A 25,309-nucleotide genomic window follows, 5' to 3' on the forward strand; every position below is an offset into this window, starting at 1 on the left:
AACGCTTTACGACTTGGTGCTCGCCTTTTTTCGCCAGGGCTTCAGCGGAGTAATGAATCTGAGTTCGGTTCTGTCGGCAGGATACTCAGCGTCGGATACTTCGACCGTTCGGTTGTTGGCGTCTAGTGAGATCCGGCGACACAGGAGCAACGGAACGCCATCCGGAAGTCCCCACTGTTGCGCCTCCACTGTGGTGGGCATCCTGCCCGTCACCTGGTCGACCATGCACATGATCTCCACGCCGACCGTCGAAAGCTGATGCTGTGTGCCGCCTGGCCACGGCTCCTTAGTCTCATCCATCAGGTCAGGGTTGGAGCTGACGAGCGACACTGGCATGTACGACGTACTGAACGACAACAGCCGATCTGTCCGAGTGTCCTTTGAGATGTAGCGGCGCCGCAGCAGCAAATCCGATGTCGCAATTCCGAATACTTCGGCAAGCTGCGAGCCAGCGGTAATCGTGTCATAGGTCGAGTCGAAGACCTGATCGACGATTGACATGTTGAGGTTTGTTTCGGCTTCTCCTATACCGGCCCGCTCGCTCGCCGGTCGGCGTGCTAGATCCTTCTCGGCCTGGTGCCGCTCGGAAGACCTCACCACTTTGCCCGGCGGGATGCGGACGACCGGCGCTCTTCCTCGTCCTGCCGTGATCAGCCCCTGCGCTTTGAGCAATGTGATGGCCGATCGGGCTGAGTTCATGGAGCACGAGTAGCGCTCGCAGATGTCGGCGAGCGTAGGAAGTGAGGCCCCTGGAGCGAGGTCTCCCCGCTCGATCTGCATGCGCAGGTCGTCGGCGATGCGGAGGTGGATCGGCGGCGATACGGCCGTGGGCTGGGGTTCCATGGCTCCAGGATCGCAGTTCGAGGGTTTGTGGGCAAACGTCTTGCGCCGTCCGGCTGGAGCGTCTACCGTCATGGTCAGTTCGAGGGTTTGCCCACAAACCCGCGAACCAGCGCCCAGAGGGTCCGGTGACAGGGGTCCTAAGGAAGCGCCTGGATCTTGAGAACTGAACAGTGAGCTTGTGACGGGTGAGAGTCCCGTTCCCGTGACGACCGGGTGAGGTTCGTTGGCAGCGGTACCGGGCGTCGGCCCGGTACGCACCGCACGTCGGCTCTGGGGAAACGCCCGTTCGCGGGTGCCACCGGACGTGAGCTGCCCTGCTCTTGTGTCAGGCAGAGAGATGGCGCACCCGAGGAGGGTTCGGGACCGGCACGCCGTGGCAACGGCCGGCCGGTGAAGCCCTTGCACCAGTGACCACAGTCCCTGACCTCTGCCGTGCAAAAGCAGAGGTCACGGGCCGTGGCTGCTCGTGGTCGTTTCTCTTGGAGGTAGTACGCATGTGGAGCACTGTCTTAGCCATCCTGGGCACTCTTGCTGGCTCGGCTCTGGCGTATGTCTTGCAGCAGCGAGGCGCGCGTGTGGAGCGGGCCGAAGCCCGGTTGGCTGACCGGGCACGTGAGCGTCTTGCTGCGGTGACTGATCTGGTGTCCGCGTTGGCGGATCACCGCCGGGCGATGTGGGTTCGCGAAGACGTCCGGCTGCGGGGCAGTTCGTCGGCTGAGTATGCGGCGGCGCGCGGCGAGAGCCATGTCACCCGTTCTGCGATCACCGGCCCGCTGACCCGGGTGGTCGTCCTCGCGCCGGAGTTGGCGCCGCTGGCGCAGGCCGCGGCCGATGCGACGTACGCGCTGAGGAAGGCGCCGGACACTGCGGCCCTGGACGGCGGCCGGGATGCGGCCATCGCCGCCTGCGACCGGCTCGTTGCCGCGACTGCCGCGCTGCTCTGACCACCTGCACAAAGCCCCGGCACTGCCGTGACGGCGCCCGATCGAATCGGGTCCGGGGCACTCCCACCATGAACGGCGCGCACCCCCGGAGTTCCAGCTCCGGGGGTGCTGGTTGGGCCGTTCCCACCGTCTAAGGAGCGCACGACCCATGAGAAGTATCGTCGCTGGTCATGTGGCTGTCACGGCCACCGAGTTTGTCGAACTCGCGCTCGGTACCCCGCTGGATCTGTGGCTGGGTGTCGAGGGCGAGACCGAAGAGGAGCGCGCCGCCCGGCTCGCCGCGGCGGCCGACATCCTCGCGGATGACCCCACCATGCCGGACCGGGTGAGCCGGGTCGCCGTTGAGGCGATCGAGGCGCACGCGCCGGAGCTGTTCAACGTTGTTCCCCTGCCGCAGCTCAAGGGCCGCCGGCCGCGTCGGAAGGGGGCGGCGGCATGATTGAGGCGACCACCGTTGCCGGTCAGGGCGTGGCGCTGGGAGCGCTCGCGCAGATCACGGCTGCGTTCGGGCACCTGCCCGCGGCGTGCTTCGACATCAACGATGTGTACCCGGACCGGGTGCAGATCTCCGTGCACGACAGCCTGACGCACTTCGAGCAGTGGCGAACCGCACTGGGCATCCCGGCCGCTGCCGTGGATTACGGCACGCTCACCGCGAGCATGGACTTGACGGTCTTCGGCTCGTTCGCCGGTGCTGAGATCAAGCTGTGTGGCTTCGCGCCTCTGCTGACCGTTCCCGTCGCTGCGGCTGTGGGGGGTGCGGCATGAGCGCCCCGGAGATCGTGCGGCCGGAGTTGCCGCCGCTGTCGCGTGTTGACCGGGTGCTGCTGGTTGCGGCGACGGTGCTGGGTGTGGGTGTGGGCGGTGTGGGGCTCGCTATGTCGTTCGACACGGTGTCTGCCGCTGCTGCCCGGTGGGGGTTCACGACGCCGGGGATGCTGCCGCTGGCGATCGACCTGGCTATTCCGGTGTTCACCGTGGTGAATCTGCTGTTGATCCGGATGGACATGGCGCTTGCCTGGGTGCGGTTCGTGCCCTGGCTGCTCACGGGGGTGACGTGCTGGCTGAACATCGCCGCGGGCACCTCGGTGTCGGCGAAGGTCGCGCACGGCACGATGCCGCTGCTGTGGGTGGTGCTCTCCGAGGTCGCCGCCCACGTCTACGCGGCACGGATCGGTGCGGTGACCGGCCGGCGGATGGAGAAGATCCGCCGGTCCCGCTGGCTGCTCGCCCCGGTGAGCACGTTCACGTTGTGGCGGCGGATGACGCTGTGGGAGATCACCTCCTACGGTGACGCGCTCGCCCGGGAGCGGGAACGGCAGCTCGCCCGCGCCGACCTCCGGGCGGAACACGGCCGCCGGTGGCGGACCAAGACCGACCGCCGTACCCGGGTGCTGCTCAAGCTCGGGGAACTCACCCCCGCCACCGTCGAGCCGGACCCGGCACCGGCGTCGGACAGCGCCACGGCCGGCCCGGCGCCGACCGATACCAAGCCCGCGCCGCGCAAGCGCGACCCGAAGCCCGCGGCCAGGCCCCGTCCGGGCCGCCGCACGGTCGATGACGTGCTGGCCGAGGCCCGTGCGGTTACCGCTGGGTGGCCGTTCGAGCACCTGACTGCGGAGCGTATCCGGCAGGCCGTGAGTTGCGGCGCCGCCCACTCCCGGACCGTTCGCGACACCCTGCGCGCGGACCGCACGACCGGCGATAACGGGCCGCAGGTGGTGGCAGCATGAGCACCCTGTTAGCCGCTTGCGCGGCCGGCATACCGCTGGCCGCGGGCTGGTCGGCCCACCTGATCTGGTTCCGGCGCCGGTTGAACACGGCTCGCCGTGACCCGCTGACGGGGCTGTGGACGAGGGACGGCTTCACCCGCCGGGCCACCGCCCTGTTGCGCAACCCGGCCGCGGTGGTGGTGCTCGCCGATGTGGACCGGTTCAAGCAGGTCAACGACACTCACGGGCACGCCGCGGGGGATGCGCTGTTGAAGGCGACCGCGGACCGGCTCGCCCACTACACCGGTCCGCACGGTGTTGCCGGGCGGCTGGGCGGTGACGAGTTCGCCGCGGTGCTCATCGACCATCACGGCACGGTCGGCGACATGCTCGCCGTTCTCGGTGGTGTGCTCGCCCGCCCTGCTACCGGTCTTGACCCGGCGGTGCACACCACGGTTTCTCTCGGCTGGGTCCGCGCCGCAGACTTCCCCAGCGAGGGACTGCCGGAGTTGCTGCGGCGGGCAGATGAGGCCATGTATGGGGCCAAGCGTGCCCGCGCCGGTGTCCGCCGGGCCGGTCTTGGTGCTCTGTTCGCCACGCTCGCCGGTCGCCGGTCCGGACGGCCCGGCACCGCCCGTGCGGGTGTGGCGTGATGTCCCCGACGTTCGGCCAGTGCTACGACCCGACCGGCGCCACCTGGGGGACGCCCACGTTCCCGTGGAAGCTGGCACCGGACGGCATGGCGACCCGCCGGCAGTTGCGGGCGAAGGGGCTACGGCCCGGCGGTCAGCCGGTCGCCGCTCAGATCATGCGCCGTTCCCGGCGCCGCAAGTCCGGCTACGCGGTCGCCTACCTCTACCGCGTCGACCTCGCGAAGCCGGTCCGGCCGATGACGCCGGGCAAGTGGGCCGCGCACGCCGCGGCGATGCTCGCCCGCCGCACCTGCCCGGTCTGCCGGCGGGACGCCGGATACGTCATCCCGCCGACGCTCGGCAGTTGCGTGCCCTGCGCCTACCCCGACGAACAGCGCGCCGCCTGAACGCCGCTGACCTGCACGGCGATACCGCGGCGGTATACCGCCGCGGTATCGCCGCGGGCTTCGGCGACTGCTGAACTGCACTCGTCTTAACAGGGTCCGGCCGCTCACTTTCCACGGCAGGCGGCCGGACCCCTTTGCACCCTCCATCCCTGGAAGGAACCTTCGAAGTGAACCACGAGGAAGAGAACGAACTCTTCAACCAGTTGGAAGCCGACTTGGTCGCCGACTTCGGCGGTGAGGTGGTGGACCTGGGCAAGGCCCGTACAGCCCGTGAGTCGGCCGACGCGTCGGGCACGGCCGTGCCCGACTCCGACACCACCGGATCGGGCGACGCGTCGGCCGATCCCAGCACCGCCGCCGCACTCGACGCGTCGGGCGACGCGGGTGTGTTCGGGGCGGGCGACCCGACCGCCGCGGTGATGGTCGACGGTCCGGCGGTTGCCGGTCCGGGTTATCTGGGTCGGCTGATGGGTGCCCGGCGTCGGGAGACCCTCCCGCCGTGGCTGCGCTCGGCTACCGAGTTCCGTACGGCCGCCCGCTGGGCTGCCGGGCATTACGCGCACCTGGTCGCGTACCACGGGCTGCGGTCCCCGTACTACGCCGGCCGGTTGGCGTTGCAGTCGCCGCGCGGTGCGGCCCGGTTCGTGGGCGGGTCGCTGCGGTGGATGGCCGACCGTGAGGGTGAGCCGGTCCGACTCGCCGCGGTCCGCCGCGAGGACGCGGGCGAGTACCTCAAGCTGTCGAGGCAGCGTGACGGCAGGGTGCGACTGCGCACCCTCGTACTCGCGCTCGCCGCGTTCATCGGCCTGGGGTCGGCGCTGGCCATGTACGTGCTCGCCCCGGGATGGCTGCTGGCCGTGTCGGCAACCACGGTCGTTCTGGCCATGGGGTCGGCCGGCGGTCGGGCCGACGCCCCGGTCGTGAGTCGGGCGGTGGAACTGCCCAAGGCGCAGAAGCTCACCAGCGACATCGTGCTGCGCGCCCTGGGCTCGCTGGGTATCCCGGCGATCAACCAGGCGCAGGGCAAGGGCCGTGACGGCTTCACCTTCACCGCCCCGATCACCCGCGACGGCCCCGGCTGGCGTGCCGAAGGCGACCTGCCCTACGGCGTGACCGTCACGGACGTGATCGAGCGGCGCGACCGGCTCGCGTCGGGGCTGCGGCGCCCGCTCGGGTGCGTGTGGCCTGAGGCCACGCCAGAAGAGCACACCGGCCGGTTGGTGCTGTGGGTCGGTGATCAGGACATGTCCACCGCGAAGAAGCCCGCGTGGCCGCTGCTCAAGGCCGGCGCGGTGGACCTGTTCCGCCCGGTGGCGTTCGGCACCGACCAGCGCGGACGCTGGGTGGACATCACGCTCATGTACATCGCGGCCGTCATCGGTGCCATCCCGCGGATGGGCAAGACGTTCCTGCTGCGCCTGCTGCTGCTCATCGCCGCACTCGACGTCCGGGCTGAGCTGCACACCTACGACCTCAAGGGCACCGGCGACCTCGACCCGGTCGGCGAGCGCGTGAGCCACCGGCACCGCGCCGGGGACGATGACGAGGACATCGAGTACGCCCTTGCCGACCTGCGCGAGGTGCGGGCGGAGCTGCGGCGCCGGGCGAAGATGATCCGTTCCCTGCCGCGGGACATCTGCCCGGAGTCCAAGGTGACCAGCGAGCTGGCGAACAAGCCGGGGCTGGGTCTGCACCCGATCGTGATCGGGGTGGATGAGTGCCAGGTGTGGTTCGAGCACCCCAAGCACGGGGCGGAGTTCGAAGAGATCTGCACCGACCTGGTCAAACGCGGTCCGGCCACCGGCATCGTGCTGCTGCTGGCCACGCAGCGACCGGACGCCAAGGCCCTGCCCACCGGGATCTCCGCGAACGCGTCCGCCCGGTTCTGCCTCAAGGTCATGGGGCAGCTGGAGAACGACATGGTGCTGGGCACCTCCAGCTACAAGCGGGGCATCCGGGCCACGATGTTCTCCTGGAAGGACAAGGGCATCCACTACTTCGTGGGTGAAGGCGCCGACGCCCGGATCGTGTCGTCCGCGTACATCGACGCACCGACCGCGGAGACGATCGGCCTGCGCGCCCGCAAGCTGCGTGAAGCCGCCGGGACGCTGTCCGGGCACGCCCTGGGCGAGTCCTTCGACGTGGCCGAGTCCGCCGGGTACGACCTGCTGCGCGACATCCTCGCCGTGGTGCCGGCCGAAGAGCCCAAGGTGTGGTCCGAGACCGTGGTGGTCCGGCTCGCCGAGCTGCGCCCGGAGGTCTACGGCGGCTGGGACCCCGAAGGTCTCGCCGCCGCCCTCAAGCCGTTCGGTGTGACCACGGTGCAGGTGTGGGGCCGAACCGAGGCGGGCAAGGGCGCCAACCGCAAGGGCATCGACCGCTCCCGTATCCTCACCGTGATTGCGGAGCGTGACGGAAACCGGGACGCGGGCTAGCGCAGTCCGCCGCTAGACCTAGCGGCACACCCCGCTAGGTCTAGCGGCACCTCTAGACCCCCATCCGGCCGCTGAACAGGGACCTAGCCTCTAGCGGCCCACCTGCGAAAACACCCCGTCAGTCCTGGAAGGGCGCCTCATGACCCTCGTACTCGCCGCTAGCCTGCTCATCCTCATCGTCACGCTTGGTTACGCCGCTGTGTGTGCGGTCTCGCCGTTCGGCAACTGCCGCAAGTGCCGCGGCTGGGGCTTCGCGATGAAGACCGACCGCAAGGGCCGTGCCAAGCGCGGCAAGGACTGCCGCCGCTGCAAGGCCACCGGCAAACGCATACGCACCGGCCGCCACCTCTACAACGTGTGGTGCCGCACCTACGACCGCGGCACCACCGAGCAGGTCGCCGCGCCCGCCCGCCCCTTCGCCCGGCAGGGAGACCGCCCGTGATCCTGTCCGTCTCCGCCGTGCTGCTCTTCGGCGCCGCGTCCGCCTTCGCGATCCGCGCGAAGTCCACCTCGTTCGGCGCCGCGCTGGTGGTGTTCCTGTTCGGCTTCTACGCCGCGGCCACCGGCGCCGCCGGTCCCATCGACCAGGTCATGACCAGCGTCGCGCAGTCCATCGCGCAACTGCGCAACTGACCGGAAGGGAGAACCGCCCCCCATGAACCAGCCCTACACCCCGCCCGGCATCGCCGCGCCGCTGGTGCACCGGCACTGGCTCGCCGACGCCGCACCCAAGGCTGCGCCGGTGCTGGCCACGTCCACCGTGCTCATCCTGGCGCGGCTGTGGAACGCCAACGGCGCTGAGCACTCCATCGGGGATGCCGCCGTGATGGGCGTACTCGCCGCGGGCGCCGCCTACGCCGGCAGCAAGCTCGCCACCGGAGAGAACGGCGACGGCACCGCTGCCGCGATCGGCTTCACCGCCGCCGGCACCATGGCCTTCGCCGGAGTCGCCGCCTACACCGACAGCCTGCCCCTGCCGCTGCTGCTGTGGTCGGTCGCCACCGTCCTGTCCTACATCCTCGCCGTCCGGCACTGGCGCACCGACCGCCGCGACACCGTGACGTACGAGCGGGCCACCATCGACCGCCGCGAGACCCAACGCCACGTCGAAACCGTCGAGGTCATCCGTGCCCGTGCGGCCGTGGAAGCTGCGCAGGCCGGTGGGCAGTACGCCACCGCCCTTGCCGCGGCGCTCACTTCCCGCGCCGCCCTGCCCGGCTTCGACCCCGCAGCACTCACTACCGCCGGGCTGCCCGAACTGCCCGCCACGGGGAGCAAATGAGCGCGATGCGCGCCCGTCGCGCCTTCCGCACCCTGCCCCGTCTACGAGTCAAGGTCACCGACTGGCCACGGCGTGGCCTGGTCCTCACCGACACCCCCCACTCTCGCTGCCCGGAGTGCGGCGGCACTGGCGGCCACACCCACGACTACGGCGACGCGGAGACCGGTGAGTACGCCGGCACCGACTGGTTCCCGTGCGACTGCTGGAACGAGGACCGTCGCTGGCTGCTGCTGCCTCTGCCGCGCCGTACTCCGCCCGGCGGCTACAGCAAAGAACCGCCCTTCTAGAAAGGACTCGCATGATCCGTACTGGTTTTGCCACGCGCGAGGGGACCGCCCTCGACAACGCCGATGCCGCCAAGGTGTACGTCCTCGCGGACGGCACGGTCGGGGCCGCCGTGGTCGACGGCATCGGCCACGGCCCCCACACCTCCGATACCGCGCCGCTTCTCGCCGAGGTCGCCGCGCGGATCGGCGCGCAACGCGGCCCCCTCGCCGGACTTCTCACCGCCGGTCAACTCGTCACCGACCCCGGTGAGGATGGCGAAGAGGCCAACGCCGTTGCCGTTGCCGCTGTACGCCGCTCCGATGATGACGACACCGTTGTCGCCTGGATCGGCGACTGCCGTGGCTACGGCTGGGACGGCGTCACTCTGACCCGCTACACCGACGACCACACCGTCGGCGCCCAGCTCCGCCGCAACGGCGCCCCCTGGGAACTCGCCCGCGAACACGACAACTGGCTCAAGACCGCGCTGTCGAAGGCCACAGTCGGCACGGTCTACAGCGTCACCATCCCCGAGGAAGTCGTCATCTTGACCAGCGACGGCGTACACGACCAGATCCCGCACGACACCTTGGTCAGCCTGGTCCGCGCCCACGACGCGGACCCCCAAGCGCTGGCGAACGCCATCGTCAACGCAGCACAGACCGACGAAACCGGCTACCGCGACGACGCCACCGCCGTCGTCATCTCCGCACTGCCCCCGTCCGGAGCCTGACACAACCGAGGGCGGCCCCCGCCTCGACAAAGTCCGGGGCCGCCCTCGTCCAGCACAACTCAACAGTGGACTGGAGATTCCAGCATGACGCATCCCCACCACCAGCGCACCGCGCTGAGCCTCGCCGCGGCCCGTATCCCCGTACTGCCGTTGCGTCGCGGGAAGATCCCCTTCGGCAACTGCCACGCCTGCACCCGTAGCGCGTGCGGCGGCCGGCCGAACATGAAGAGCGCAGGCCCGTGCCGGTGCCCGAGCGTGTGCCACGGGTGGGCCGCCGCCACCACCGACCCTGCCGTCTTGGCCTCCCCGCCGTGGACGGCCGCGTGGCGGCAGGCCGTCTGCGTCGCCTACCACCCCGGCGCCTCGGGGCTGACCGTGGTGGACCTGGACGACACGGCGGCCGTGGACTGGGCGCGTGAGACGCTGCCCGCCACGCGGGTCGTGGTCACGACCCGCGGCGAGCACTGGCTGTACCGGGGCGCCATGACCTCTCACAACGCGGTCCGCCCCGGCATCGACATCAAGTCCACCATGGCCTACGTCCGTTGGCTGGGTCCCGGCAACGGCACCATGGCCGCCCTGCCGGATGCCGTGCGCGTCCTGGCCGTGAAGGAACCCGCCCCGGTCCGGCCGACGCTCCCGGCCGTCACGGTGCCCGCGGGGGCCGGCGGCGGGCAGTGCCCGCACCGCAAGCCCGCCTACCTCGACCGCGGCATCACCATGGCGGAGCAGCGCATCACCGACGCGTCCGCCGCGGTCCATGCCACCGTCTACGGCACGTTCCTGGCCGTGCTGTCCACGCACGGACGGTGCGGCTGCCTCACCGACGCCCACACCGCGCGGCTGTTCACCGCCGCGCAGGCCAAAGGCGAATCGCTGCGGCACTGCACCGACGCGTGGACCAACGCCCGCACCCGGTTGGGGTTGTAGCCGTGTCGGAAGACGACAAGACCCCCGCGCGCGATGTCATCGCCGGCTACGCGCAAGAGCACTTCCGGTACTTCCGCACCGCGGACGGGACCGTGTACGCGCAGAAGAACCGGCACCCCGTGGCACGGCCGATCCGCTCGCAGGGCACTTCGGGCAGCCACCGGCAGGAACTCATGGTCGGACTCTTCCGCGACGGCTACGGCGTCTTCAACGGCACCGCGCTCAAAGAGGCGCTGGACCTAATCGAGGCCCTGGCGATGAGCCAGGACGTGCAGCCCGTGTACATCCGTGTCGCGCCGGGCTTCGACGGGGCAACGTGGTTGGACCTGGGCCGCGATGACGGGCGCTCAGTGCGAATCCACCCCACCGGCTGGGACATCGTCACCCCGGACCCGCGCGAGGTGTGCTGGCGCCGTACCCAACTCACCGGGGAACTCCCCTTGCCGGTCAAGGACACCGGCGGCAAGGGCATCGACCTGCTGCTGCGGCTGTGCAACTTCGCCAACGCCGAGACCGAATGCCTTGCCATCGCCTGGCTGATCGGGTGCTTGGGACCATCCGTTCCCGTCCCCGCCCCGTTCCTCACCGGCCCTCAAGGCGCGGGGAAGTCCACCGGCGGCAGGATGCTCGTGCGGATCATCGAGGGCATGAGCGGCGACCTGCGGCGGGCGCCGAAGGATGAGGAGAACCTGATTGCGGCCGTGGCCGCCGGTTGGGTCACCGCCCTGGACAACCTCTCCCACCTGGCGCCGGACCTGTCCGACCTCATGTGCTGCATCGTCACCGGCGCCGAGACCATCAAGCGCGCCCTGTACACGGACGGCGACGTGGTCCGCGCCCGCTACCGGCGCCCCCTTCTGTTGACCGGTATTGACGTCGGCGTGATCCGTCCCGACCTCGCCGAGCGCCTCCTGCCCCTGCGCTTGGAGCGTCCCCGCACCCGGCGCACCGAAGCCGAACTGTGGGCGGAGTTCGAGGAAGTCCTCCCCGTCGTTCTCGGCTCGCTGCTGGACTTGACCGTGCAGGTGCGCGGGGCGGATGCGGACATTCCCACCGACCTGCGCATGGCCGACTTCGCGCACCTGTGTGCCCAGCTCGACGCGGCAACGGGTCTGGGAGCGCTGGGCGCCTACCGGGCCTGCCTGGACGACCTCAACGACGACGTCATAGAAGGCGACCTGCTCGCGCAGACCGTCCTCAAGCACGCTGCCGGCCTCGATCCGGGGGCGCAGCAGCAGATGACGTCCGCAGAGTGGCTGCACTGCCTCACCGGCCTCTACAGCGGCGAGGACTGCCGCCCTCTACCCAAAGGATGGCCGACCACCGGCAAAGTCCTCTCAGACCGCCTCAAACGCCTCCAACCCACCCTCGCAGCCCGCGGCGTACTCATCGACTGGGGCCGCACCAAAACGGCCCGCTACATCGAAGTCACCCGCCCCCCGGAGGCGCCACGTCCGCACGAGCAGGAGCCGGCGTTCTGAACCACGGGACGCCAACGCCGGCACAAGCAAGAGGAGCACCCCGCCCGACGTGCTCCTCTTGCTGTTCGGCGGCGCCGCCGCCCGCGATGAACGCGCCGCGAAGCGGCTCCTTCTTCACGTTCTAAGCCGAGCACCACAACAGACAGACCCCTCTCTCTTGTCCGAAAGAGAGGAACGCTCCGTCACCTGCGTCACCACAGCCGGAAAACGCACCCTGACCAGCGGCAATAGCGGTGACGCAGACGCGCCCCGGCTGCGTCACCCCGCGTCACCCGCGTCACCCGCGTCACCGATGACGAAGAGCCTGCGTCACCGATGACGCACCCCCGGACCCTGCGTCACCGAAAACCGCAGGCCAGGGACTCGAATGACGCAGATGACGCGGTGACGCACAAACCCGCACCTCGGACAGAACCCCCGCATCCCGCTCACCTAGGAGCCACCTACATGAGCACCACCACCGCGCCCATTCCGCGCATCCTCTACCGCCCCGAAGAAGCCGCCACCGCGCTCTCGTTGGGCCGCTCCACCATCTATGAGCTGATGGCGGATGGCGCCCTGCGATTCGTGAAGTGCGGTCGCTCCCGCCGTATTCACCACAGCGAGCTTGAGCGCTTCGCCGCGAGCCTGACCAACCAATCCCACTGAGCGCAGCGCACCTGAGGCGGGCCGAGAACGTTTGGCCCGCCTCTTCGCGTGGAGGAACCATGAGCCCCCGCAAACCCAACATGGAGTCGTCCATCTACCTCGGCAGCGACGGCTGGTGGCACGGCCGCGTCACCATGGGAGTCAAAAGCGACGGCAGGCCCGACCGGCGCCACCGCAGGGCCAGGACCGAACCTGAAATTAAGCGCAAGGTCAAGGACCTGGAGACCCTGCGCGACAACGGACGCGCCCCGAAAGCAGGCCGCAAGCCGACCGTGGCGACGTGGATGGAGACCTACCTCACCGACATCGCCAGCCTGAAACTCAAGCCCCGTTCCCTGGACGACTACTGGTCCAAGACCCGCAACGACATCATCCCCGGGGTTGGCCAGCACCGCATCGACAAGCTCGCCCCCGAGCACCTTGAGCATATGTATCGGGCCATGCTCGACGCCGGACACGCCCCCTCGCACGTGCTCAAGGTGCACCGCATCCTGTCGCGCGCGCTGAAAATCGCGCACCGCCGCCGGATGATCGTGGAGAACGTTGCGACCCTCGTGGACCCGCCTTCCACTGACGAGACCGAGGCGAACCCTTTCACCATCGAAGAGGCGAAAGCCTTCCTCGCCGCAGCTGCCAGGCGGCCCACCTTCCTCCGCTGGGTGATCGGCGTCGGCATGGGATTCCGGCAAGGGGAATGCCTCGGTCTCCGGTGGCCGTACGTGGATCTCGAAGCCGAGCTGTTCCACCCGCAATGGCAGATTCAACGGCTCACGTGGCGGCACGGATGCATCGACCCGCACGCCTGCGGTGAGCGGCGGCACCGGTTCGACGCGTGCCCGCCGGGCTGTACCAGGCACAAGGGCTACACACGGGGCTGCCCCAAGCCCTGTCCGGAAGGGTGCAGGAAACACGCGAGCACCTGCCCGGAGCGCAAGGAAGGGGGGTTGGTCTTTACTCGCCCCAAGACGAAGAAGAGTCGAAATGCGGTGCCCATCCCGCCGCCATTCATCCCCTACCTGCGTGAGCACAAGCTCCAGCAGGACGCGGCAAAGGAAGCCGCGGGGGAGGTCTGGCAGGGGCTCGACGCGGTGTTCACCCGGCCGGACGGCCGCCCGCTGGATCCGCGCCAGGACTACGGAGAGTTCAAGGAGATACTTGTCGAAGCGGGCATTGACGACCGCCGCCTCTACGACGGGAGCAGGCACACTGCCGGCACGATCCTGAACGAGCTGGGCGTCGACATCGTGACCATCATGGAGATCCTTCGGCACACCCAGATCAGCCAGACCCGGCGCTACGTCAAGGGTCGGTCGCACCTGAGCAAGGCCGCCATGGACAGGATGGGCAACACCTTCCTGCCCCCGGCCGTGGCCCCAACTGAGACCAGAACTGAGACCGCCGACACTAAAGCGGCCCGCGCACGACAGCGCCGCCGCGTCCGCTGAACGAGGAAACCCCAGCTCAGAGGCTATCTGGGCTGGGGTTCAGGCGGAGCCCCCTGTCGGGTTCGAACCGACGACCTACGCTTTACAAGAGCGTCGCTCTGGCCAACTGAGCTAAGGAGGCGCAGGAAGCAGTGTAGCGGGCAGCGGTGGGGGTGGGCGGGGAAAAAGGGGTCGAGGGGCTGGTGACAAAACCGGGAACGTGCAGGTAGCGTCACCGGGAGCCCGTGGGATACGGGCTGGACCACTGAAGCGGCACCCAGAGAACTGCTTCCTTTACTCGGATCGTCCGGCACGTTCCTGCCGGTGAAGGGACTGCGTAACAGTCATGGCTACAGTCACGTTCGACAAGGCGACCCGGATCTACCCGGGTGGCGACAAGCCCGCGGTGGACGGGCTCGACATCGAGGTCGGGGACGGCGAGTTCCTGGTACTGGTCGGGCCTTCGGGTTGCGGCAAGTCGACCTCGCTCCGGATGCTCGCGGGGCTCGAGGACGTCAACGGCGGTTCGATCCGGATCGGTGAGCGGGACGTCACGCACCTGCCGCCGAAGGACCGGGACATCGCGATGGTGTTCCAGAACTACGCGCTCTACCCGCACATGACGGTCGCCGACAACATGGGCTTCGCGCTCAAGATCGCCGGCATCAACAAGGCGGAGATCCGCAAGCGGGTCGAGGAAGCCGCGAAGATCCTGGACCTCACCGAGTACCTGGCGCGTAAGCCGAAGGCGCTCTCCGGTGGTCAGCGGCAGCGTGTCGCGATGGGCCGCGCGATCGTCCGGGAGCCGCAGGTCTTCCTCATGGACGAGCCGCTGTCGAACCTCGACGCGAAGCTCCGTGTGCAGACCCGTACGCAGATCGCCAGCCTGCAGCGCCGGCTCGGCGTCACCACCGTCTACGTCACCCACGACCAGGTCGAGGCCATGACGATGGGCGACCGCGTGGCGGTGCTCAAGGACGGTCTGCTCCAGCAGGTCGACAGCCCGCGCAACATGTACGACAAGCCGGCCAACCTGTTCGTGGCGGGCTTCATCGGCTCCCCGGCGATGAACCTCATCGAGGTCCCGATCGTCGACGGCGGCGTGAAGTTCGGCAACGCGCTGGTCAACGTCGAGCGTGACGCGGTGCAGGCGGCCGCGGACAAGGGCGACAAGACGGTCACCGTCGGTGTCCGTCCCGAGCACTTCGACATCGTCACCGGTGAGGACGACGCCAAGTCGCTGACGAAGGACGCCCCCGCGGGCCTGGCCGTCACCGTGAACGTCGTCGAGGAGCTGGGCGCGGACGGTTACGTCTACGGCTCGGCCAAGGTCGACGGCGAGGACAAGGACGTGGTCATCCGCGTCGGCGGCCGCTCGATCCCCGAGAAGGGCTCCGTGCTGCACGTCGTGCCGCGCGGCGGTGAGACGCACGTGTTCGCCACGTCGTCCGGCGAGCGCCTCAGCGACTGATCGCAGGCCTGTAAGCGCTACGGCCGGGCGGTACGTGGGAGACCACGTACCGCCCGGCCGTTCGCGTGCCGGCAGCACCGCCCGGCCGCACCACTCGGCCGCACCACCCACCGGCGCCCCCCGGTCGCATACGTACGCATAACCGCCCTTTCAGGGCCGTTCGTCAACACCCGAACGCCCCGCTCGGCGATTTCACTCCCCCGGGAGGGTGACTAAATGTCGCCAAATCATCACCAGTCGCTACGATCCGATGCGTGAACCAGGTAGCTCGCCGTCTCGGCAAGACATTCGCGCTCGTTCTTCCGGTCGTTCTCGTGCTGTCGGGAACGCTCGCCGTCACCCGCGTCCCGTGGGCCGTCTCCTCCTCCGACGCACAGGTGCTCACCGCCTCTGCCAAGAGCCGCCAGGAGGTGGCCGCTGAGACGGCCACCAAGGCGCCGCAGGAGGCGCTGCGCTCGCGGCTGCTGGCCGAACTCCAGCACAAGGACCCGGGAGTGGCCCTCACCGACCTCCAGGTCGCCATGGCCCGTCACCCGTCGCTCGCCAAATACTGCGCGTCCATCGCGCGTTCGCTGGGCCGCGCCGCCGTCGCCAAGTACGACGGCGCCACTCAGCGGGCCCAGTCGTGGTCCCGCCCGGTGTGCGACACCGCCTTCGCCACCGGCATCGCCTCGGTCGGCTGACCCCGGCCGCCCCGGGCCGGCCCCGACCAGACCGGGTCGGCCCCGGTCGGTCCGCGCCGCCGTCCCCGCCGTAACCCGTCGTCCACAGCGGCGGGTTACGGTCACGCCGCCATGTACGGAGGCGGGTACGTACGGTCAACGCCCGGGCCGTAGCCCTTCCGCCGCGTCGCATAGGGTCGCTGCATGACGCACGACACAACCGCGCACGAGGTCATCCCGGTCACGCAGGCCGTCATCCTGGCCGGAGGCCAGGGCTCACGGCTGCGCCCGTACACCGACGACCGGCCCAAGCCGATGGTCGAGATCCCGGGTACGGGAACGCCGATCATCGGCCACCAGCTCGACTGGCTCGCCGCGGAGGGCGTCACCGATGTCGTCGTCTCGTGCGGGCACCTCGCGGAAGTGCTCCAGGAATGGCTGGCCTGCACACCGCTGCCGATGAAGGTGACCACCGTCGTCGAGGGCGAGCCGCTCGGGCGCGGCGGCGGCCTCAAGTACGCCGCCGCGTCGCTGCCGCGCGCCGACGAGCCGTGGTACGCCACCAACGGCGACATCTGGACGCGCTTCTCGCTGCGCGGCATGGCCGCCTTCCACGAGGAGCGCGACGCCGTCGCCACGCTCGCCCTCGCCAGGCCGCGGATTCCCTGGGGGGCCGTCGAGACCAATGAGTTCGGCCAGGTGCTGGACTTCATCGAGTCACCGCCCTCGCCCTTCCTCATCAACGCCGGTGTCTACGTCTTCGCGCCCGGCTTCACGGCGATGCTGCCGGATCTGGGCGACCACGAACGCACCACCTTCCCGCGGCTCGCGCGGGAACGCCGGCTGGCCGGCTACCCCATTCCGCAAGGGGCCTACTGGCGGGCCATCGACACGGCCAAGGACCTTCGCGAGGCGGCCAGGGAATTGGGCTCCGTACCCGTCTGACCCGGCCGGCTCCCTCCGAGGCTCCTCCGGGCTGCCGCCCGGGGCCCGTGGCCGCGCCTACTTCACCACCGTCGTCACCGAAACAGGCAGTTCCCCGCGCCCCTGACCCGGGCGCGGGGAACTGTGCCGGCGTCTTAGGCTGTTGGAGCCGGGGACGCGGACGGGCCGCCGCCGAGGAGAGGGGCGCCGAGGAGGCCGCCGATGGCGCCCTGCGTGGGCTTGGCGGCCGGCGGAGGCGGGGGCGGCGCCGCATGGGTCGGCGGGGCCGCGGGCGGGGCCTGGGAGGACGGGGACGAGCCGCCTGAGCCGCCGCTGCCCCCTGAGGAGCCGCCGGAGCCGGTGGCGGACGTGCTGCCGGGCGCGTGGGTGTGGCCGGGGGCCGCGGTGGGCGCCGAAGTGGCGGACCCGGACGTGTCCGGCTTCTTCTTCTTGTCGGCCCTCGCCGACTTCGACGGCTCCGGCGTCGCGGACGCGGAACCGCTGTCGCCGCCGGAGACCTCGGGCAGCGGCATGCCCGGCAGGTTGTTGACCGGCGGGGCGGTCGGACCGGCCGGCCGGTGTTCCGGAGCGGTGGAGGCCCGTACCGCCGCGCCCAGCACCGAGCCGAGCAGCAGGGTGCAGCCGACGATGACCGTACCGAGCACCGCGCCCCGTCGCAGGACGTAGTGGCGCAGGTCCCACAGGCCGACCCGGGGGCCGAGGCGCCGCCATGCGTCGCCGGCGAGCTTGCCGTCGATCGAGTAGACGGGGGCGCCGGCGATGACCAGCGGGCTCCAGGCGGCCAGGTAGATGAAGTCGGGGGCGTCGTAGACCGGGACGGTGCGCCAGCTCACGGTCACGAGCAGCGCGATGGACAGGCCGGCGCCGAAGACCGCAGCGACCCGCTGCCACAGGCCGCAGATGGTCAGGACGCCGACCACGACCTGGAGGAAGGCGATGCTCAGGCCCGCTCCCACCGGGTGGTTGAGCGCGGCATTGCGCAGCGGTTCCGCCGCCGCCCAGGGGTGCAGCGAGGCCAGCCAGGTGACCATGGAGCCGCGTTCGCCGCCGTCGAAGTAGACGCGGTCGCACAGCTTGCCCATGCCGGCGTAGATCGACACGAAGCCGAGGAAGACACGCAGTGGGAGCAGCACGATGCCGAGGTTCATCCGGCGGCCCGGATACCAGGCGTGCTTGACGAAGTCACCGTTGCTCTTGCGCGGCCTGCGCTCCTGCTCGGCGTCCTCGTAGCCGTCCTCGTAGCCGTCGCCATAGGTGTCGCCGTCGCCATGTGCGCCGCCGGCGCCGGGGCCGCGGTAACCGACCACGGGCTCGTCGTCCTGGTCGTACGCGCCGCGCGCCGGCCGTACGCCGCCGAGCAGGCCGGTCGGGGACTCGCCGCTGCGCGGGCCGACGACGGTCGGGGTGCCGGGCGGCCGCACCGTGGTGTCGCCGATCCTCGGCAGCAGCTGCGTGGCGGACCCCGCGGGACCGTCGGCGGTGCCGGCCCGGCGTACCGCCTGGAGCAGCTCACCGGCCAGTTCGTCGCCGGGCTCGCTGCGGCCGGACCACACCACCGGCGCCAGCTTGCGGCGGCCGGGGACTCCGGCGGCGTCCGCGTGCTGCGAGGCGGCCGTGATCCCGGCGGTGTCGCCGATGCGCAGGGAACGGACCGAGGCCCGTCCCAGCTGCACACGGAAGCTCGCATGGGTGACGATGACCTGGGCGGGGTCGCTCGGCACCCGTGCCATCGTCATGACCGGCTCGTCGAATCCGGGCGTCCCTCCCCCCGTGGAGGGGTGGGGTGTTCTGGTGTCCACACTCATCTAACCGAGTGACTGACCTTTAGGACACTGCCTGCCGGAGCCCTTGATGTCCGAGACGCGTCAATCGTGCAGAGCCCGTATGATGCCCTCCCGCGCGGCCGAGCCCCCGGCCCCGACAGGTTCCGCCCGGCCGTGACTCCCGCTCAGGCCCGGCTCCGCTCCCCGCTCAGGCCCGGCGCCGCGCCGCCTCGTACAGCACCACGCCCGCCGCCACGCCCGCGTTCAGCGACTCCGCCGCGCCGCCCGGCATCGGGATGCGGACCAGCAGGTCACAGGTCTCGCCGACCAGCCGGGACAGGCCCTTGCCCTCGCTGCCCGCCACGATGACGACGGGCCCGGTGAGCGCGTCGAGGTCGTACAGGTCGACGTCGCCGTCCGCGGCCAGGCCGATGACGGTCAGGCCGGCCTTCTGGTACGCCTCAAGGGTGCGGGTGAGGTTGGTGGCGCGGGCCACCGGGACGCGGGCCGCGGTGCCGGCCGAGGTCTTCCAGGCGCCGGCGGTCATGCCGGCGGCGCGCCGCTCGGGCACCACGACACCGTGGCCGCCGAAGGCCGCGACCGAGCGGACGACCGCGCCGAGATTGCGCGGGTCGGTCACACCGTCGAGGGCGACGATCAGCGCGTCGTCGCCCTGGTCCGCGGCTCCGGCGAGCAGGTCCTCGGGGTGGGCGTACTCGTACGCCGGGATCTGGAGCACCAGGCCCTGGTGGTTCAGGCCCGCGGTGAGGCGGTCCAGCTCGGGCCTGGGCGCCTCCAGCAGCGGCACCCCGCGGTCGGTGGCGAGCCGCAGCGCCTCGCGCACCCGGTCGTCGTTGTCGATGAACTGCTGGACGTAGACCGCGTTCGCGGGGATGTCGGCGCGCAGCGCCTCGACCACCGGATTGCGGCCGACGACCATCTCGGACGTCGACTTGGCACCGCGGCCCGACGGACGGCGGGACTGCCCCGACACCGTCCGCCTGGCCTGGGCCGCGGCGACGCGGTTCTTCTTGTGGCCCTTGCGCGCCTCGGCGGGCGGCGTCGGGCCCTTGCCCTCAAGGCCCTTGCGGCGCTGCCCGCCGCTGCCGACCGTGGCGCCCTTCTTGTTGGACGTACGGCGGTTCCTGCGCTGGCTGTTGCCGGCCATGGGGCACTCTCACTTCTGTTCGTGTCTCGACGTCGCTACGTCTCCACGTCTCTGCGTCGAATGTCTTTGTCGGTTGGGGGCGGCCGGGTGTTCAGCCGCGCAGTGTCCACCGCGAGCCGGTCGGCGTGTCCTCGATCTCCAGGCCCGCCTGGACCAGCTGGTCGCGGATCGCGTCCGCCGTCCCGTAGTCCTTGCGGGACCGCGCCGACTGCCGCTGTTCGAGCACCAGCTGGACGAGCGAGTCCACCACGCCGTGCAGGTCGTCCCCGCGGTCCGCGCCGGTCCAGTGCGGGTCCAGCGGGTCCAGGCCCAGCACTCCGAGCATCGCACGGACCTCGGCCAGTCGCGCGACCGCCGTTTCCTTGTCGTCGGCGGTGAGCGCGCTGTTGCCCTGCCGGACGGTGGTGTGCACGACGGCCAGCGCCTGCGGCACGCCCAAGTCGTCGTCCATTGCCTCGGCGAAGGCGGGCGGCACCTCTGCCGCGGGATCCACGTGCCCGGCCTTCTCGACGACCCGCTGCACGAAGCCCTCGATCCGCGCGAACGCGGCCTCCGCCTCCCGCAGCGCCTCCTCGCTGTACTCGATCATCGACCGGTAGTGCGGGGTGCCCAGGTAGTAGCGCAGCACGATCGGGCGCCAGCGCTGCACCATTTCCGAGACCAGCACGGAATTGCCGAGCGACTTGCTCATCTTCTCGCCGCTCATGGTGACCCACGCGTTGTGCACCCAGTAGCGGGCGAACTCGTCGCCGTACGCCTTGGCCTGGGCGATCTCGTTCTCGTGGTGCGGGAAGATCAGGTCGATGCCGCCGCCGTGGATGTCGAAGACGGGGCCCAGGTACTTGTGCGCCATCACCGAGCACTCCAGGTGCCAGCCGGGCCTGCCGCGGCCCCACGGTGTCTCCCAGGACGGCTCGCCCGGCTTGGTGGCCTTCCACATCGCGAAGTCGCGGTGGTCGCGCTTGCCGGTCTCGCCCTCGCCCTCGGGCTGGCGCAGATTGTCCAGCTCCTGGTTGGACAGCTCCAGATAGCCGGGGAAGGACCGCACGTCGAAATAGACGTTGCCGTCGGAGACGTAGGCGTGGCCGCGCTCGATCAGGCCGCGCATCATCTCGATCATCTCCGGCACATGGCCGGTGGCCCGCGGCTCGTACGTGGGCGGCATGCAGCCCAGCACGTCGTAGCCGTTGCTGAAGGCGCGCTCGTTCTCGTACCCGATGGACCACCAGGGGCGGCCCTGGTCGGCGGCCTTGCGGAGGATCTTGTCGTCGATGTCCGTCACATTGCGGATGAACGTGACCTCGTAGCCGCGGTGGCGGAACCAGCGCTGGATGATGTCGAAGTTCAGGCCCGACCTGATGTGGCCGATGTGCGGTGCCGCCTGCACGGTGGCGCCACACAGGTAGATCGAGACACAGCCCGGCGTGAGCGGGACGAAGTCACGGACCTGGCGTGCGCTGGTGTCGTACAGGCGAATAGTCACGCCATCAAGGGTAGTGGCCGTTGGAGGGTGCCACGTGCGGTCTGCCGCAGACAGACCGCACATCCGCCCCAGGCGGCTCTTCCGGCCCTCCGTCGTCAGCGGTGCCCGGTGATCCCGCCAGTCGTGCGTGACGGTCCCGTCAGCCGTATCCGGCGGTCCCGTCAGCCGTGCTCGACGATCCGGTCGGCCGTCACGCGCACCACGAGGCGTACGTCTCCCGGCTGGTCGCCGCTGTACGGGCCGCCCGTGTACTTGTCGCTGAGCGCGTTGATCAGCTCGTCGCCGCCCTCGGTGGCCATCGTGGCGGTGCCGCGGATCTCGACGTACGCGTACGGGTTGTCGGCCGGCATCGCCAGCAGGGTGATCCGCGGGTCCTTCACCAGGTTGAGGTGTTTGCGGCGCCCCTCCTTGGTGGAGAAGACGACGTCGTCACCGTCGAGCGTCACCCACACGACGGACAGCTGCGGTGAGCCGTCCGGCTGGAGGGTGGCGACGGTCGCGAAGTTCTTGCCGTCGAAAAGTGCGCGGGCGGACTCGGAGAGTGCCATGGCGTGCGGTGCCTTTCTGCCAGGGGTCGATCGGTACGTCTGCCGGTTTTCCGGCAGCGGATCCATCGTGGCTCGTCGCGCGGTCCCGCGGGTGCCGTGCGCGGCGGGCGGGGGGCGCGGGGCGGTCAGGTCAGGTCAGGTCAGGTCAGGTCAGGTCAGGTCAGGGAAGCGGGGCGACTAGGGCGGTGGCAATGGCCGCGAGGCCCTCACCGCGGCCGGTCAGGCCGAGGCCGTCCGTCGTGGTGCCGGAGACCGAGACCGGGGCGCCGACAGCCGCGGACAGCGCGGCCTGCGCCTCGGCGCGGCGCTTGCCCACCTTCGGGCGCACCCCGATCACCTGGATCGCGACATTGCCGATACCGAAGCCGGCCGCCCGCACGATCCGGGCCGCCTCCGTCAGCAGCGCGACCCCGGAGGCGCCCGCCCACTCGGGGCGGTCGGTGCCGAAGTGGGCGCCCAGGTCGCCGAGCCCGGCGGCGGAGAACAGCGCGTCGCAGGCCGCGTGGGCGGCCACGTCCGCGTCGGAGTGCCCGGCGAGGCCGAATTCGGCGCCCTCCCAGTGCAGGCCGGCGCACCACAGCTCACGCCCCGCCTCGAAGGCGTGGACGTCGGTCCCGATGCCGACCAGCGGCAGCGCTCCCGCGGGGAAGTCAGTGGCCATTGGCCCTCCTGCGTGCCAGTACGGCCTCGGCCAGGACGAGGTCCAGCGGCCTGGTGACCTTGAAGGCCTCCTCGTGTCCCGGCACGACGAGGACGGGGACGCCCAGCTGCTCGACCATGCCGGCGTCGTCCGTGACGTCGCCGGTGACCATGGCGTGGGCCTTGGCCAGTATGGCGCGGTCGAAGCCCTGCGGGGTCTGCACGGCCCGCAGCAGGGACCGCTGCGGGGTGCCGGTGACCTGGCCCGTCGCGAGGTCGACGCTCTTGACGGTGTCGGCCAGCGGCAGCCCCGGCACGACGGCGGGGGCACCGGCGCGTACCGCGTCGACGACGGCCTCGACCGTCTCGACCGGCACCAGCGGGCGGGCGGCGTCGTGCACGAGGACCACGTCCACGTCGTCGGGCAGCGCGGCCAGGCCGAGCCGTACGGAGTCCTGGCGCTCGTCGCCGCCGGGTACCACCCTTATGTCGGTGGACTCGGGCAGCCCGTTCGCGTCGAGCAGCGCGCGGACCTCGGCGGCGCCTTCCGGCGGCGCGACCACGACGATGACGGTGACGGCCCTGGCTCGGGCCATCGCGCGGACGGCGTGGACCAGGATCGGGACCCCGCTGAGAGTGCGCAGCGCCTTGGGCGCCCCGGGGCCGAGCCGGACACCACGTCCGGCGGCGGGAATGACGGCTGCGGTACGCAGGTTTGTGTCCTTGTATGAGATGGGTATCGCTTGGAGGTGCCCCCGGGCCGAACGGCCGGGCGGCGCCCCCGGGCGAAGTCGGGGGGTGGTATCACCGGGCGAAGCCCGGGGAGCCAGGACACGGTATTCCGGAGGACCCCTTCCGTGAAGTCCTCGGGAAGACCGTGGCGCCCGGCGCGAGCGAAGGCGTTCCGTATGCCGTGCGATGGTGCGCGGCCGGGATGGCGCCCGGCCGCAGCATGCCCGCGGCCTGATCCACGGCCACTGCATGCCGCAGCACCCGGCCGTCATGCTGAGCCGGGTGCCGCGGCAGGTCCCTCGGGGGTCGTCCGAGGGTTGCGTCTGCGTAAGTCAGTACGTCACGGCAGCGTGGGTAGCGCTGTAGGGACGCGACACGAGAACGTCCGGGAGGGGACGGTCTTACGACGCGAGGACTTCGTCGAGCAGGGCCTCGGCCTTGTCCTCGTTGGTGTTCTCGGCCAGTGCGAGTTCGCTGACCAGGATCTGCCGGGCCTTGGCGAGCATGCGCTTCTCGCCGGCCGACAGGCCGCGCTCGCGCTCGCGGCGCCACAGGTCACGGACAACTTCCGCAACCTTGATGACATCGCCGGAAGCGAGCTTCTCCAGATTTGCCTTGTATCGGCGGGACCAGTTGGTCGGCTCCTCGGTGTACGGCGCGCGCAGCACCTCGAAGACCCGATCCAGACCCTCCTGACCGACCACGTCGCGTACGCCGACGAACTCCGCATTGTCCGCGGGTACGCGCACCGTCAAGTCGCCCTGAGCGACCTTGAGCACCAAGTAGGTCTTGTCCACGCCTTTGATCTGGCGAATTTCGATAGCCTCGATCAGCGCGGCCCCGTGATGGGGATAGACCACGGTGTCGCCAACCTTGAACGTCATGTGACAGGTACCCCTTCCGTGGCTATCCAGGGTAACACGGGAACGCCCTCATCTGAATGGCGTTTTCGCAGGTCAGGGCATATCTCGGGGCTTGACAAGCGCCCCTGGAACGTGCTGGAGGGTGCCACATCGGCGCGGTATCCGCAGGTCGGAGCATGTATAGGGCAAAGCGGAAACACGCGCGTCACACCCAGGGAAGCCCGGGAACAGCGGTCGATACGTCCGCATTTGTCACTCCCGGGCGAGTGGATCTTCGCTACTCCGTTCGGGTTCCCGGCCGTTGAAGATCCAATTTTGCACCTTCATGGAAATCCCCCGCGTGCCCGCTCGTGCCGATCCACCGGTAATCACACCGTGGTAATGCCGGAATACATTGCGGGCATGTTGCGGAGCGCGACCTCGTGACCGCCGCAGCGCGCTTCCGGCCTGCTCAGGCGGGTGCGGCGGCCGGTGCGCACCACCGGTCGGGTGAGTGGGCGTCACGGAGGGACCACCCGGTGTGTGGGCGCGCGGACGGCTCGGTAATCTAAGGCCGCTGGAAGATCGTCAGAATCTGCCCAAGGAGATGCCGCCGTCGTGGTCCGCAGCTTCCGACGCGGCGCCCTCGCCGCCGTCGCCGCGCTCTCGCTCGCCCCACTCGCCGCCTGCGCGGCCGGGAACAAGGCACAGTCCCTGGAGGTCAAGCCGGACAGCCAGTCCGTGACCGTCGGCGACATCCAGGTGCAGAACGCCTTCGTGCTCACCAAGTCCGGCGGCCCCGCCACCGTCTCGGCGCGGCTGTTCAACAACGGCTCCACCGACCAGACGCTCCAGGCCGTGCAGCTCTCCGGCGGACTGACGGCGCAGCTGTCCGCCGCCGACGGCGGCAGCACGATCACCGTCCCCGCGCACGGCACCGTGCTGCTCGGCGGCCAGGGCAACCCGGCCGCGGTCATCAGCAGCGGCGCCGAGTCGCTGCAGGACGGCAACGTGCAGAACGCCGTGTTCAACTTCAGCTCCACCGGCGCGGTCGCGCTGCCGATCGATGTGACGCCGGCGGCCGGCTTCTTCGAGCCGTACGGGCCCAGCTCGCTGCCGACCACCGCGGTCCCGACGGACACCGCCACGGCCAGCGCGACGCCGGGCGGCACCGCCACCCCGGGCGACACGGCCACGCCCTCGGACACCGCGAGCCCGTCGGACACGGCCACGCCGTAAGCGCGGCAATGTACGGCGGAAAACGCCGGTAAGGGTCCGGCGCCAGGTGCCGGACCCTTACACGTACGAACGTGGCGCC

General features: G+C 70.3%; 28 protein-coding genes and 1 tRNA gene. 20 read left to right on the plus strand and 9 right to left on the minus strand.

Features of this window, described 5'->3' with window-relative positions; all coding sequences use genetic code 11:
• Positions 1-6: 6 nt before the first annotated feature.
• The gene (locus OHA86_RS16035) at positions 7-843 is read right to left on the minus strand and encodes a GntR family transcriptional regulator (protein WP_329176041.1); all 837 of its coding nucleotides are present in this window, start codon (positions 841-843) and stop codon (positions 7-9) included.
• Positions 844-1,418: 575 nt separating this feature from the next.
• Between OHA86_RS16035 and OHA86_RS16040 the strand changes: the two genes are divergently transcribed.
• The 16 genes from OHA86_RS16040 (at position 1,419) to OHA86_RS16115 (ending at position 13,759) form a co-directional block, all read left to right on the plus strand.
• Entirely contained in the window at positions 1,419-1,787 is a 369-nt protein-coding gene (locus OHA86_RS16040; protein WP_329176042.1) for a protein kilB, read from the plus strand.
• A 148-nt stretch (positions 1,788-1,935) separates the two neighbouring features.
• Positions 1,936-2,226, plus strand: a complete 291-nt coding sequence (locus OHA86_RS16045) for a hypothetical protein (protein WP_329176044.1) — start codon at positions 1,936-1,938, stop codon at positions 2,224-2,226.
• Positions 2,223-2,555, plus strand: coding sequence for a hypothetical protein (locus tag OHA86_RS16050; RefSeq protein ID WP_329176045.1), 333 nt, complete (start codon positions 2,223-2,225; stop codon positions 2,553-2,555). Before OHA86_RS16045 ends, OHA86_RS16050 begins: the two co-directional genes overlap by 4 nt.
• The gene (locus tag OHA86_RS16055) at positions 2,552-3,520 is read left to right on the plus strand and encodes a DUF2637 domain-containing protein (protein ID WP_329176048.1); all 969 of its coding nucleotides are present in this window, start codon (positions 2,552-2,554) and stop codon (positions 3,518-3,520) included. The genes OHA86_RS16050 and OHA86_RS16055 overlap by 4 nt, the downstream gene beginning before the upstream one ends.
• Positions 3,517-4,152: a GGDEF domain-containing protein gene (locus OHA86_RS16060; protein WP_329176050.1), complete on the plus strand. Its 636-nt coding sequence runs from the start codon at positions 3,517-3,519 to the stop codon at positions 4,150-4,152. Before OHA86_RS16055 ends, OHA86_RS16060 begins: the two co-directional genes overlap by 4 nt.
• On the plus strand, positions 4,152-4,538 hold the full coding sequence (locus tag OHA86_RS16065; protein WP_329176051.1) for an RRQRL motif-containing zinc-binding protein: 387 nt from the start codon (positions 4,152-4,154) through the stop codon (positions 4,536-4,538). Before OHA86_RS16060 ends, OHA86_RS16065 begins: the two co-directional genes overlap by 1 nt.
• Before the next feature lie 167 nt (positions 4,539-4,705).
• A complete protein-coding gene (locus tag OHA86_RS16070) occupies positions 4,706-6,973 on the plus strand; it encodes a cell division protein FtsK (protein WP_329176053.1) in 2,268 nt (755 codons plus the stop codon).
• 139 nt (positions 6,974-7,112) lie between these two features.
• Positions 7,113-7,415, plus strand: coding sequence for a hypothetical protein (locus tag OHA86_RS16075; RefSeq protein WP_329176054.1), 303 nt, complete (start codon positions 7,113-7,115; stop codon positions 7,413-7,415).
• Positions 7,412-7,606 carry a hypothetical protein gene (locus OHA86_RS16080; RefSeq protein WP_329176055.1) on the plus strand — a complete coding sequence of 65 codons (195 nt, stop codon included), beginning with the start codon at positions 7,412-7,414 and terminating at the stop codon, positions 7,604-7,606. The genes OHA86_RS16075 and OHA86_RS16080 overlap by 4 nt, the downstream gene beginning before the upstream one ends.
• A 22-nt stretch (positions 7,607-7,628) precedes the next feature.
• Positions 7,629-8,255 (plus strand): hypothetical protein, encoded by a 627-nt coding sequence (locus OHA86_RS16085; RefSeq protein ID WP_329176057.1) that lies wholly within the window; start codon positions 7,629-7,631, stop codon positions 8,253-8,255.
• A complete protein-coding gene (locus tag OHA86_RS16090) occupies positions 8,252-8,542 on the plus strand; it encodes a hypothetical protein (protein ID WP_329176059.1) in 291 nt (96 codons plus the stop codon). Before OHA86_RS16085 ends, OHA86_RS16090 begins: the two co-directional genes overlap by 4 nt.
• 11 nt (positions 8,543-8,553) lie before the next feature.
• On the plus strand, positions 8,554-9,255 hold the full coding sequence (locus OHA86_RS16095; protein WP_329176061.1) for a PP2C family protein-serine/threonine phosphatase: 702 nt from the start codon (positions 8,554-8,556) through the stop codon (positions 9,253-9,255).
• Between the two features lie 84 nt (positions 9,256-9,339).
• Entirely contained in the window at positions 9,340-10,185 is an 846-nt protein-coding gene (locus OHA86_RS16100; protein ID WP_329176063.1) for a bifunctional DNA primase/polymerase, read from the plus strand.
• A gap of 2 nt (positions 10,186-10,187) precedes the next feature.
• Entirely contained in the window at positions 10,188-11,666 is a 1,479-nt protein-coding gene (locus tag OHA86_RS16105) for an ATP-binding protein (protein ID WP_329176065.1), read from the plus strand.
• A gap of 447 nt (positions 11,667-12,113) precedes the next feature.
• Entirely contained in the window at positions 12,114-12,314 is a 201-nt protein-coding gene (locus OHA86_RS16110) for a helix-turn-helix domain-containing protein (protein ID WP_329176066.1), read from the plus strand.
• Between the two features lie 59 nt (positions 12,315-12,373).
• Positions 12,374-13,759, plus strand: coding sequence for a tyrosine-type recombinase/integrase (locus OHA86_RS16115; RefSeq protein ID WP_329176068.1), 1,386 nt, complete (start codon positions 12,374-12,376; stop codon positions 13,757-13,759).
• A 47-nt stretch (positions 13,760-13,806) separates the two neighbouring features.
• On the opposite strand, the gene OHA86_RS16120 is transcribed toward OHA86_RS16115, so the two are convergent.
• Positions 13,807-13,880: transfer RNA gene (locus OHA86_RS16120), tRNA-Thr, on the minus strand.
• A gap of 204 nt (positions 13,881-14,084) precedes the next feature.
• Here OHA86_RS16120 and OHA86_RS16125 point away from each other — a divergent pair.
• The 3 genes from OHA86_RS16125 (at position 14,085) to OHA86_RS16135 (ending at position 16,816) form a co-directional block, all read left to right on the plus strand.
• Positions 14,085-15,209 (plus strand): ABC transporter ATP-binding protein, encoded by a 1,125-nt coding sequence (locus OHA86_RS16125; protein WP_329176070.1) that lies wholly within the window; start codon positions 14,085-14,087, stop codon positions 15,207-15,209.
• Between the two features lie 254 nt (positions 15,210-15,463).
• On the plus strand, positions 15,464-15,892 hold the full coding sequence (locus OHA86_RS16130; RefSeq protein WP_329176072.1) for a hypothetical protein: 429 nt from the start codon (positions 15,464-15,466) through the stop codon (positions 15,890-15,892).
• Between the two features lie 183 nt (positions 15,893-16,075).
• Complete coding sequence (locus OHA86_RS16135) at positions 16,076-16,816, plus strand: nucleotidyltransferase family protein (RefSeq protein WP_329176074.1); 741 nt, start codon at positions 16,076-16,078, stop codon at positions 16,814-16,816.
• Positions 16,817-16,950: 134 nt separating this feature from the next.
• Here OHA86_RS16135 and OHA86_RS16140 read toward each other — a convergent pair whose 3' ends face one another.
• From OHA86_RS16140 to OHA86_RS16170, 7 genes are all read right to left on the minus strand, one after another.
• On the minus strand, positions 16,951-18,552 hold the full coding sequence (locus OHA86_RS16140; RefSeq protein ID WP_443071745.1) for a DoxX family protein: 1,602 nt from the start codon (positions 18,550-18,552) through the stop codon (positions 16,951-16,953).
• Positions 18,553-18,787: 235 nt separating this feature from the next.
• The gene (rlmB, locus tag OHA86_RS16145; RefSeq protein ID WP_329176076.1) at positions 18,788-19,747 is read right to left on the minus strand and encodes a 23S rRNA (guanosine(2251)-2'-O)-methyltransferase RlmB; all 960 of its coding nucleotides are present in this window, start codon (positions 19,745-19,747) and stop codon (positions 18,788-18,790) included.
• Positions 19,748-19,838: 91 nt separating this feature from the next.
• Complete coding sequence (gene cysS, locus OHA86_RS16150; protein ID WP_329176078.1) at positions 19,839-21,230, minus strand: cysteine--tRNA ligase; 1,392 nt, start codon at positions 21,228-21,230, stop codon at positions 19,839-19,841.
• A gap of 161 nt (positions 21,231-21,391) precedes the next feature.
• Positions 21,392-21,778, minus strand: coding sequence for a PPOX class F420-dependent oxidoreductase (locus OHA86_RS16155; RefSeq protein ID WP_329176080.1), 387 nt, complete (start codon positions 21,776-21,778; stop codon positions 21,392-21,394).
• Between the two features lie 160 nt (positions 21,779-21,938).
• Positions 21,939-22,439, minus strand: a complete 501-nt coding sequence (ispF, locus tag OHA86_RS16160; protein ID WP_329176082.1) for a 2-C-methyl-D-erythritol 2,4-cyclodiphosphate synthase — start codon at positions 22,437-22,439, stop codon at positions 21,939-21,941.
• Positions 22,429-23,157: a 2-C-methyl-D-erythritol 4-phosphate cytidylyltransferase gene (gene ispD / locus OHA86_RS16165; RefSeq protein ID WP_329182429.1), complete on the minus strand. Its 729-nt coding sequence runs from the start codon at positions 23,155-23,157 to the stop codon at positions 22,429-22,431. Before ispD ends, ispF begins: the two co-directional genes overlap by 11 nt.
• A 393-nt stretch (positions 23,158-23,550) precedes the next feature.
• Positions 23,551-24,033 carry a CarD family transcriptional regulator gene (locus OHA86_RS16170; protein WP_033174074.1) on the minus strand — a complete coding sequence of 161 codons (483 nt, stop codon included), beginning with the start codon at positions 24,031-24,033 and terminating at the stop codon, positions 23,551-23,553.
• Between the two features lie 576 nt (positions 24,034-24,609).
• On the opposite strand from OHA86_RS16170, the gene OHA86_RS16175 reads away from it, so the two are divergent.
• Entirely contained in the window at positions 24,610-25,230 is a 621-nt protein-coding gene (locus OHA86_RS16175) for a DUF461 domain-containing protein (protein WP_329176083.1), read from the plus strand.
• Positions 25,231-25,309: the final 79 nt, after the last annotated feature.

The organism is Streptomyces sp. NBC_01477 (genome assembly GCF_036227245.1).
In the GTDB taxonomy this organism is placed as follows: Bacteria; Actinomycetota; Actinomycetes; order Streptomycetales; family Streptomycetaceae; genus Actinacidiphila.